Raw genomic sequence first — 9,598 nt, 5'->3', positions numbered from 1 at the left:
TGGTAGTCACCGAGCTGCACGTGCATCAGACCCGGGACGGTGCCCGAGGGGTCAGCGTCCTTGTAGTACTCGACTCCCTGCACCAGCGAGCTGGCGCAGTTGCCGACGCCGACGATGGCGACACGCACGGATCCCATGGGTTACTCCTTCGCTCCTCACCGCCGGCCGTTCCCGCGGCGTTGGAGTCGAGTGTCCGGTCGGGCCACCTGCTCGGGGAGGCACCCAAGGTGTGGGCCCACCGCCCCCTCGCGCCGCGGTGGAGCACCGCCCCCTCGCGCCGCGGTCGAGCGCCGCGGGTCGAGCGCGCCCTTCCGTCCTTTGGGTGAGGGTGCCGGCGCCGTCCGTGCGTCCTTTCGCCGAGCCGCCCGGCCGCGGCGCGGCGTTATCATCAGCAGTCAGCTACGCGGCGGGCCCGGGCCTGCTGGAGGCGGTGCGCATGGGTGTCAGCGGACCATCACCTGCTCCGGCGCCGCCGCATGTCGCGATCGAGGACCACGGGGTCATCGGCGACCTGCAGACGGCGGCGCTGGTGTCGACGCAGGGCGACATCGACTGGCTGTGCCTGCCGCGCTTCGACTCCCCGTCGGTCTTCGCCGCCCTGCTCGACCCCGAGCGGGGAGGTCGCTTCACGGTCCGGTGCGAGGGCGCCACCCGCACCAAGCAGATGTACCTGCCGGACTCCAACGTGCTCGTCACGCGGTTCCTCGGGGAGAGCTCGGTCGGCGAGGTCGTTGACTTCATGGTGCCCCGCGAGGTCAAGCACGCCGACCCGGGCACGATGCACCTGGTGCGGGTCGTGCGCGCGGTCCGGGGACAGGTGGAGGTCGACATCCGGTGCGCGCCCGCGTTCGACTACGGCCGGGCCCGGACCGAGGTCGACATCGTCGAGGGCGCCGGCGCCTTCTTCTCCTCGGCCGCAGGCCAGCTCGTGCTGCGCTCGACCGTCCCGCTGGCGGCCGAGGGTCGCGCTGCGGTCGCCCGGCCGGTGCTGGCCGAGGGGCAGACCCTGGCGCTGGAGCTGTCCCGGCACGGGTCGACCCATCCCCTCCAGCTCATCCAGGTCGAGGCCCTCCTCTCGGCCACGCTCGCCTACTGGCAGCAGTGGGTCCGCAAGTCGCGCTACCGGGGGCGCTACCGCGAGATGGTCGAGCGCTCTGCCCTCACGCTCAAGCTGCTCGTGCACCAGCCGACCGGCGCGCTCGTGGCGGCCGCCACCACGTCCCTCCCGGAGGCGATCGGCGGGACCCGCAACTGGGACTACCGGTTCACCTGGGTCAGGGACGCCGCGTTCAGCATCTACGCCCTGATGCGTCTCGGCTACACGGAGGAGGCCGCCGCCTTCATGGCGTGGCTCGAGGACCGCTGCACGGAGGCGCCGTCCGGGGAGGGCCTGCAGATCCTCTACAGCATCGACGGGGCGCCGGCGCCCGTCGAGGAGCCGCTGGACCACCTGTGCGGCTACCGCGGCTCGCGACCCGTCCGCATCGGCAACGGCGCCGCCCACCAGCTGCAGCTCGACATCTACGGGGAGCTCATGGACTCGGTCTGGGGCTACGACCGGTACGGCGACCCGATCTCCTACGAGCTGTGGCAGGCGCTGTGCCGCCAGCTCGACTGGCTCCAGGACCACTGGGAGGAGCCGGACCACGGCGTGTGGGAGGTCCGGGGCCCCCGGCAGCGCTTCACCTACTCCTCGGTCATGACCTGGGTCGCGTTCGAGCGTGGCATCCAGATCGCCCGCCGGCGTGGGCTGCCCGCGCCGCTCGAGCGCTGGCGGTCCGCCGCCGACGGCGCCTACCTGCACGTGCAGCAGGGCGCGTGGGACCCGGCCCGGCGCGCCTACGTCCAGTACCCCGGCAGCCACACCCTCGATGCCGGCGCCCTCGCCATGCCGCTCGTCAAGTTCACCGGCCCGCGCGACCCGAGGTTCCTGGCCACCCTCGAGCGGATCGAGGAGGAGCTCGTGACGGACAGCCTCGTGCACCGCTACCGCAACGACGGCACCGACGGGTTCACCGAGGCCGAGGGCACCTTCAACCTCTGCTCGTTCTGGTACGTCGAGGCGCTGAGCCGCGCCGGGAGGCTGGACCAGGCGCGGCACACCTTCGAGAAGATGCTCACCTACGCCAACCACCTCGGCCTCTACGCGGAGGAGATCGGCCCCTCCGGGGAGGCGCTGGGCAACTTCCCCCAGGCGTTCACCCACCTGGCACTCATCAGCGCGGCGGTGAACCTCGACAGTGCCCTCGACGGGCGTCCGCGGAGCCACGATGACTGACCTCACGCCGGTGCTCGACCACGAACGTCCCACAGCACCAAGCCTGTTCGGCCGGGTGGAGGTGCTCCCCGGCCAGGGTCTGGTCCTGCGACGGGGGGGCCTCCTGCTGGTCGTGCCGACCGTCGACGGCTCCCAGCAGGACCTGCTGGCCGAGCTGGTGGGACTGTGCACACACCACGGCGCGCCCGGTGGTGAGGACGTACTGCGCCTGCTGGGCGACCTCGTCAGCGGGTCCGGCAGCAGCCGCGTGCCCGCCTTCGCCTGCCTGGCAGCCCAGGGGGACCACGTCCACGTGATGGCGTACGGCGCGGTACAGGTGGCCGTGGACGACCAGGACCCGGGCTCCTTCACGGGCGCGCGGACGGGGGCATGGGTGCAGCGGTCCCTGCCGGCGACCTTCAGCAGCCTCTCGGTGCGAGGCACCGACGCCCCCGACGACACCGACGAGATCGACGACACCGACGAGGCCGGCCCGCACGCGGGTCCGGGCGCCCTGCTCCTCGACCTGCTCGATGGTCAGGTCCCGGGGGCCGGCGTGACGCTGCACCGACCGGGCGTCGAGGCGACGCCAGGGGTCGGCCGGGCGTCCACGGGCACCGACACGCCACCGGGCGGGCGGGCGATGACGGTGCTCCGGACCGCCCCCCGCGCCCATGTCGTCAGCCTCGCGCCCCGAGCCCCCGACCCGGCACGAGCGCGGTCACCCCTGCCCGTGGGCGGCGCCTCACCCGCGGTCTCCCCGCCCTTCGGCAGCACGCCGGCCACGTCCGCGCCGGGGCCCCCGACCCCTGTGCTCGTCTCCGGGATCGTCTGTCGCTGTGGGGCTTTCAACAGTCCGGACCTCGAGGAGTGCCAGGCCTGCGGGGCGCCCCTGGACCGCGACGGTCCACGCGAGACCAGGCCACGGCCGCCACTGGGCATCCTCATCACCGACGACGGGCGCGTCTTCACCGTGACCGACGACGTCGTGCTGGGCCGCGAGCCGGGCCAGGCGCCCGAGGTCAGCTCGGGCCGTGCCCGCCCCGTCGTCCTGCGGGACCGCGAGCAGAGCACCTCCCGGGTCCACGCCGAGATCCGGCTGTCGGGGTGGCGGGTCGCGGTGGTCGACCGTGGCTCCGCCAACGGCACCTACGTGAGCCGGTCGGGCTCGGCCGGCCCGTGGGTGCTCGTCCCCTCAGACCCGGGTGTGCCGCTCGCGCCCGGGGACCGGCTGCGCCTGGGCCGACGCGAGGTCCTCTTCGACCGTTACCAGCTGAGCTAGGCACACCGAGGGCCACGCCGGGAAGGAGTTCGTGTGGAAGGCATCGGCGGCTACGTCTTCGTCCGCGAGGTCGGCCGCGGCGTCCACGGGCAGGTGTTCCTGGCGACGCCGCCGGCCCGCCTGGACGTCGACCACGCCCCCGTGGCCGTCAAGGTCTTCTCGGCGGACGCTGCCGAGGACGGCTTCGCGCTGATGGTCGAGCGGCTGCACGCCTTCGCCGACCTCGCCTCTCCCTTGCTCGTCCGGCTCCACGAGGCGGGACTCGAAGGGCGGACTGCGTTCTGCTCCATGGAGTTCGAGCCCTTCGGGTCGTTGGCCTCGCCGACCCGTGAGGTCGGACGACGCGAGCGCGTGGAGGCGGTGGGCCGTGCCGCGCGCGCTGTCCACGCCCTGCACGAGGCAGGCATCGTCCACCGCGGGGTGCGCCCCGCGAACATCCTGCTCGCGCTGCGCAGGGCGGTGCTGGCCGAGCCGGCAGTGGCCCAGGTGCTGTCACCCGGGGAGCACCTGACCGGGCTGGGCACCCGGGGCGACGCGCGCGACCTCGAGTTCGTGGACCCTGCGCTCATGCGGGGTGCGCCTGCCGGGCGCCACAGCGACATCTGGGCGCTGGGTGTCACGCTGCACATCGCGCTCACGGGGTTCGGCCTCTACCCCGCCCTGACCTCCGCCGACCCGATGGTGGCCGCGCGGATGTTCCTGCGGACCAGGCCGGAACCGGATGCCGGGCTGAGCACCCGCGAACGTGCGGTCGTGGGCCGGGCCATCCACCCCGACCCCGGCGAGCGCTACCCGACGGCGGCCGCCATGGCCGACGACATCGACGGGCTGCCCACGTGACCAGCACCAACCGCCACGGCGACTCCCGGCGGACCCTCGCCATCTTCCGCCGGTTCGCCGGTGGCGAGCGGACGCGGTTCGTCGGTGCCCTGGTCCTCATGCTCGTCGAGGCCGTCACCGTCATCGCGGTCCCCAAGCTGATCGGGTCGGTCGTGACCCTGCTCAAGGACGACCACGCACCCATCCTCTTCGGGCTCCGGGCACCCCGGGGCGCGGGCATCGCGGTCCTGGCCGTGGCGATCGTGGTCGTGACCGCGACGAGCAGCGCGGCCGAGTCCCTCTGCGACGTCTCCCTGGCCAAGACCGGTCGCGCCCTGGGCTACAACGTCCGCGCGGCCCTCTACGCGCACCTGCAGCGACTCTCCCTCGCCTACCACCTGCGGCGCAGCACCGGCGACGTCCTGACCCGCATCACCAACGACGTGCAGGTCCTGGAGGAGTTCGTCGTGGAGTCCGTCAAGGACCTCCTCGGCAGCGCCCTGCTGCTCGTCGGCAGCGTGGCGTTCCTGTTCTCCCAGTCCTGGCGGATCGCGCTGCTGGCCGTGGCGATCGTCCCGGCGCTGGCGGCGGTGTCGAGCTTCTTCGCCCGGCGGATCAAGGCGTCCACCAAGACGCTGCGCGCCCGCGAGGGCGACCTCGCCTCGACCGCGCAGGAGATGCTCACGACGATCAGCCTGGTCCAGACCTACGGCAGGGCACGCCAGGAGCAGGAGAAGTTCGCCCGCGAGAGCAGCTCGGCCAAGGACGCCATCCTGCGCACCGCCCGGCTCGAGGCGGTGTTCGGCTTCACCGTCGCCATCCTCGAGGCCGCCGTCATCGCCCTGGTCATCCTCTTCGGGGCACGGCTCGTGCGGTCGGACTCGATCAGCGCGGGCGACCTCGTGACGTTCATCCTGCTCATCCAGGGGATGTTCAAGCCGACCCGTCGGATCATCAAGGAGTGGAACAGCGTCGCCAAGGTCTACGCGAGCGTGGAACGGGTGGCGGAGGTGCTCGAGCGGGAGCCGGCGGTCCAGGACCTGCCTGCCGCGGCGGAGGCACCGCTGCTGACCGGGGCCATGGAGTTCCGCGACGTGAGCTTCGCATACCAGCCCCAGGTGGACCAGGGCGGCGCAGGCGAGGACGACGAGGACGGCGAATCGACCCGGCTCACCCTCCGCTCGGTCAGCTTCACCGTCGACCCCGGCGAGGCCGTCGCGCTCGTGGGTCACAGCGGTGCCGGCAAGAGCACCATCGCCCAGCTGCTGCCCAGGCTGTACGACCCCCAGGCCGGGGCGGTGCTGCTCGACGGCCACGACATCCGTCAGTTCACCATCGACTCGTTGCGGGCACAGATCAGCATGGTGCTGCAGGAGACGATCCTGCTGCGCGGCACGGTGGCGGAGAACATCGCCTACGGGCGGGACGGCGCCACGATGCGCGACGTCGTGCGGGCCGCGGTCCAGGCGCAGGCCGACGACTTCATCAGGACGCTCCCGCAGGGCTACGACACGGTGCTCGGCGAGAGGGCGGGCACGCTGTCGGGCGGCCAGCGGCAGCGGCTGGCCATCGCGCGCGCCTTCATCCGCGACACCCCGATCCTCATCCTCGACGAACCGACGACCGGGCTGGACGCCAAGGCCTCGGCCGGCGTCGCCGAGGCGCTCAGCACGCTGCTGCAAGGGCGCTCGGCGTTGATCGTGTCGCACGACCTCAACCTGATCCGTGGCGTCGACCGCATCATCGTGCTCTCCGGCGGGCGCGTCCTGGAGGAGGGCACACCGGCTGACCTGCTGGCCGGTGGGGGCCTGTACGCCGAGCTCTACGCCAGCCAGTTCGGGGTCGCCATGGCGGAGGCGGCGCCCGGCGGCGCCGAACCCGTCGGACCCGTCGAGCGGCTCGAGCGGCTCGAGCCCGCGGCGCCCGTCGAGCTCCATCGCGAGGCCGCCGTCCTGGCGGTCGGGCGGGGACCGGCACGCGAGGACGAGGTCACCCGCGCCGCGTTCGACGCCAGCCTGCTCGACGCCGTGCCTCGCCCCGCGTCACCGCAGGAGTACCAGGAGCTCACCGGCTGGCGTCGTCCGGTGCCCTCCGTCGTGCGGCCGGTGCACCCCGAGCTGGACCCGCTGCGGACCCCCGCGCTCTCCGCGCGGCTCCCCGGGCTGGGTGAAGCCGTCGACGCGGCCGCCGTGGCCCGTCACCTCGGCCGGATGTTGCGCGAGGGCTGGGTCCTGCAGTCGTGCGTGGTGGACAAGGTGGTGCTGGACCTCCCCCACGGAGCCACCGTGCGGTACCGCGCGGCGGTGCGGTCGGAGCGCTCGTCCGCCGACCAGGAGGTGCTGGTGGGCGGGCGCGTCTTCGCCTCCGCCGACCGCGCGGTCGAGTACGGCGACAGGGCCGCTGCCCTGGCGCGGTCGGCACCCCGGCTCGGCCGCCTGGGACCGTTCGGCGACGCGGTCCACGTCCTGCCTCGGGCGGGACTGGTGCTGCACGCCTTTCCCGTCGACCCCGAGCTGCCGGGGCTTCTGGTGGCAGCCGACGAGGAGCTGGCTCGTGCGGTCCTCGAACCCGTCCTCCCCAAGGCTGCGTCCGGCCTGGAGATGGCCGGCCTCCGCACCGAGGTCGTCAAGCACACGGTCGGGCGGCAGGCGGTCCTGCGCTACGAGCTGTGGTGGCGGGTGCAGCCGAGTGGCCGCACGCTGCGCCAGGTCGCCTACGGCAAGGTCTTCGACGACGACCGGGGTGGTGCCGTCGGCCCGACGGTGGCGGCACTGCAGCGGAGCCTCGGCGGGGTGGACGGCATGGGCCTGCGGGCCCAGCCGTTCCTGCTCCCTCGCGTGCTCGGATACCTGCCCGACAGCAGGCTCCTCGTGTCGGAGGCCCTCCCCGGCAGCCCACGGCTCCCCGGCCTGGTCCGAGCCCACGCCCAGGGCCAGGCGGCTGCTGAACAGGGTGCACCGGAGGCGCTGCGCGGCCTGGCCCGCGTGGCCGCCGCCCTGCACCGCCCCGTACCGGGCGCCGTCGACCCGCGCGAGGTCGGCGCGTCGCGCCCGCGGACGCTCTCGGGGGAGGTCGACCGGCTCGCAGCAGGCACGGAGACGCTCGCGCAGGTCGCCCCGGAACTGGCGGGCACACTGGCATCTCACCTCGCGTCGCTGCGCTCCGCGGCCGCCGGGTCGTCGGGCCTGCCGCCGGTCCTCGCGCACGGCGACCTCACTCCGTCCGAGGTCCTGCTGGACGGCCCGATCCACAGCCTCTTCGACCTCGACTCGGCCTGCGTCGCCGAGCCCGCCCTGGACCTCGGCCACCTCACCGCACACCTGGCCCTGGCGGCCCGCAGGGCCCTTGGGCTCGACGGCTCTCGCGGCGCCCCGCTGGTCCGTGAGCTGCAGCAGGGTTTCCTCGCCGACTACGCCGCAGCGCGCCCCGACCTCGACGGAGAGGCGCTCGCGCGACGGGTGGACCTCTACCACGCCGCCTTCCTGGCCGACCTCGCGCTGCGCAGCTGGCTGCAGCTCAAGCCGGACCGGGTCGCGCTGGCCCTCGACCTTCTGGACGAGGCCGCTGCGGGCTCCCGGAGGCCCGCGGCCCAGACCCGGACAAATGCGGACCGACGGGGTCGGCACGCACTCACAGGCGATTGACAGGCGCAGACAGGGAGGTCTTCCATGGATGGCAAAGGGGTTGCCGCGCACAACGACTGCCCGTCGTCTCGGTCGTGCGGAGCAAGTATGTCTTCTCACCAACGTCACCGGCTGCTGCCGATGGCCCTTGCCTGCTCGCTCGGGCTGCTGGCGCTCAGCGTTCCTGCCGCCCAGGCGCACACGCACCCCACGCCCATCGAGCGCGCGGCCCCTGCGGTGGTGTTCATCGAGGCCCGCGCCCACGCCGAGGTGACCCTGATCGAGCACGACCAGTTCCCGGACAAGCACGGCGTCCACGTCCACGTCTTCGAGTCCACCTCGGCCCCCGTGCTGGACACGGCCAGCGGCTTCTTCGTCGACCCGAACGGCACCGTGGTCACCACCGGGGCGCTGCTCTCCCAGAACCTGGTCCGCGGTGAGGTGTACGCGGTCAACCAGGCGTTCGCCAGGCGCTACCCGAGGCAGGCGCGGCTGACCGGCGACCCCTTCGTCCGGCGCCACATCGGCCCGAGGACCAACCGGATCGAGCAACGCCTGCAGGCCTGCTACCCGCCCCACGTCAGCCTGCAGGACGCCGGGGGCTGCGTCTTCCGCACCAGCCTGCAGTTCACCGTCCACCCGTACGTCGTCTCGCAGGCCAAGGACGGCAACCTCTCCGCCGACCCGCTCCTCGCCCAGTCCACCAAGGAGGTCGGCCTCCTGCGCGTGCGCTCCAACGGCGTCCCCACCGTGCGGCTCGCCCCGCCACTGCCCACGGACTACGCCATGGACGTGCTGGGCTTCGTCGGCGTCCCGGGGCCGGTGTCGGCGACCCCCGACCCGAAGAACACCAACCCCACGGGCCAGCACGACATCCCCCAGCACTTCGCCCAGCCGGGTGGCCCCGTCCTGAAGTCCGTCGGCCTCAAGCCCGACGAGGCCGAGGGCTCGGTCATGCTCAAGCAGCAGCTGGGCCACGGCATCGAGGGCGGGCCGGTGGTCGACGGCGGCACCTCCGGCGGCCAGGTCATCGGCCTGATCCCCGGGCCCGCGGCCCCCGGCCAGGCTGTGCCGACCCTGGTCGGTGCCACCACCATCCTCAAGGTCCTGGCCAACGCCGGGGTGGAGAACCGGCCCGGCCTCACCGACGCCCAGTTCGAGGCGGCGATGCACCACTTCAAGAACAAGGAGTACGCCGCCTCGATCCCCGGCCTGAAGAACACCCTCAAGCAGTTCCGCGGCCATGCCCTGGCCACGGCAGACCTGGCCATCGCCAACGACATGGTCGCCAAGGGGCACGGCAGCCCGCCGGCGACCGTCGCGGCGCCGAGCACCACGTCGAGCTCGGCCGGGTCGTCGCGGACCCCGCTCGTGGTGGCCGCACTCGTGGCGGCAGCCCTCCTGGCCCTGATCGTCGTCGGCGTGGCCCTGCGGCAACGTCGGAAGGGGCGCGGTGACGAACCCCAGGCCGCGCCGGCGCGCTCCGGTGCCGCTCCCCCGGCGCCCCCCGTCGCCGGCGGGGTGGCGCCCGGGCGGGCCGCCTCACCCCACGGCCGGCACACCGACGACCGTGGCGCCGCAGCCGCCTCCCGCGCCGGCGTCGCGCCCGGGGCACCC

The 9,598-nt window shown here is 73.5% G+C and carries 5 protein-coding genes and 1 pseudogene; 5 read left to right on the top strand and 1 reads right to left on the bottom strand.

Annotated features, from left to right (window positions below; genetic code table 11):
* Positions 1-137 (bottom strand): annotated as a pseudogene (locus AB4Z02_RS18465) (inositol-3-phosphate synthase); the annotation flags it as partial.
* A gap of 206 nt (positions 138-343) precedes the next feature.
* Here AB4Z02_RS18465 and AB4Z02_RS18460 point away from each other — a divergent pair.
* The 5 genes from AB4Z02_RS18460 to AB4Z02_RS18440 form a co-directional block, all read left to right on the top strand.
* Positions 344-2,278 carry a glycoside hydrolase family 15 protein gene (locus AB4Z02_RS18460; RefSeq protein WP_441972802.1) on the top strand — a complete coding sequence of 645 codons (1,935 nt, stop codon included), beginning with the start codon at positions 344-346 and terminating at the stop codon, positions 2,276-2,278.
* Positions 2,271-3,539, top strand: a complete 1,269-nt coding sequence (locus AB4Z02_RS18455; protein WP_441972800.1) for an FHA domain-containing protein — start codon at positions 2,271-2,273, stop codon at positions 3,537-3,539. The genes AB4Z02_RS18460 and AB4Z02_RS18455 overlap by 8 nt, the downstream gene beginning before the upstream one ends.
* A 33-nt stretch (positions 3,540-3,572) precedes the next feature.
* Complete coding sequence (locus tag AB4Z02_RS18450; RefSeq protein ID WP_441972798.1) at positions 3,573-4,379, top strand: protein kinase domain-containing protein; 807 nt, start codon at positions 3,573-3,575, stop codon at positions 4,377-4,379.
* Positions 4,376-8,002 carry an ABC transporter transmembrane domain-containing protein gene (locus tag AB4Z02_RS18445; protein WP_441972796.1) on the top strand — a complete coding sequence of 1,209 codons (3,627 nt, stop codon included), beginning with the start codon at positions 4,376-4,378 and terminating at the stop codon, positions 8,000-8,002. The genes AB4Z02_RS18450 and AB4Z02_RS18445 overlap by 4 nt, the downstream gene beginning before the upstream one ends.
* 87 nt (positions 8,003-8,089) lie before the next feature.
* The coding region (locus tag AB4Z02_RS18440; RefSeq protein ID WP_441972794.1) for a hypothetical protein at positions 8,090-9,598 on the top strand (1,509 nt) is incomplete at its 3' end.

The sequence above is a fragment of the Pedococcus sp. 2YAF34 genome (assembly GCF_052114585.1).
GTDB lineage: Bacteria > Actinomycetota > Actinomycetes > Actinomycetales > Dermatophilaceae > Pedococcus.
Note: the sequence above shows the minus strand (reverse complement) of the source record. Positions and strands in the feature narration are given on the sequence as shown.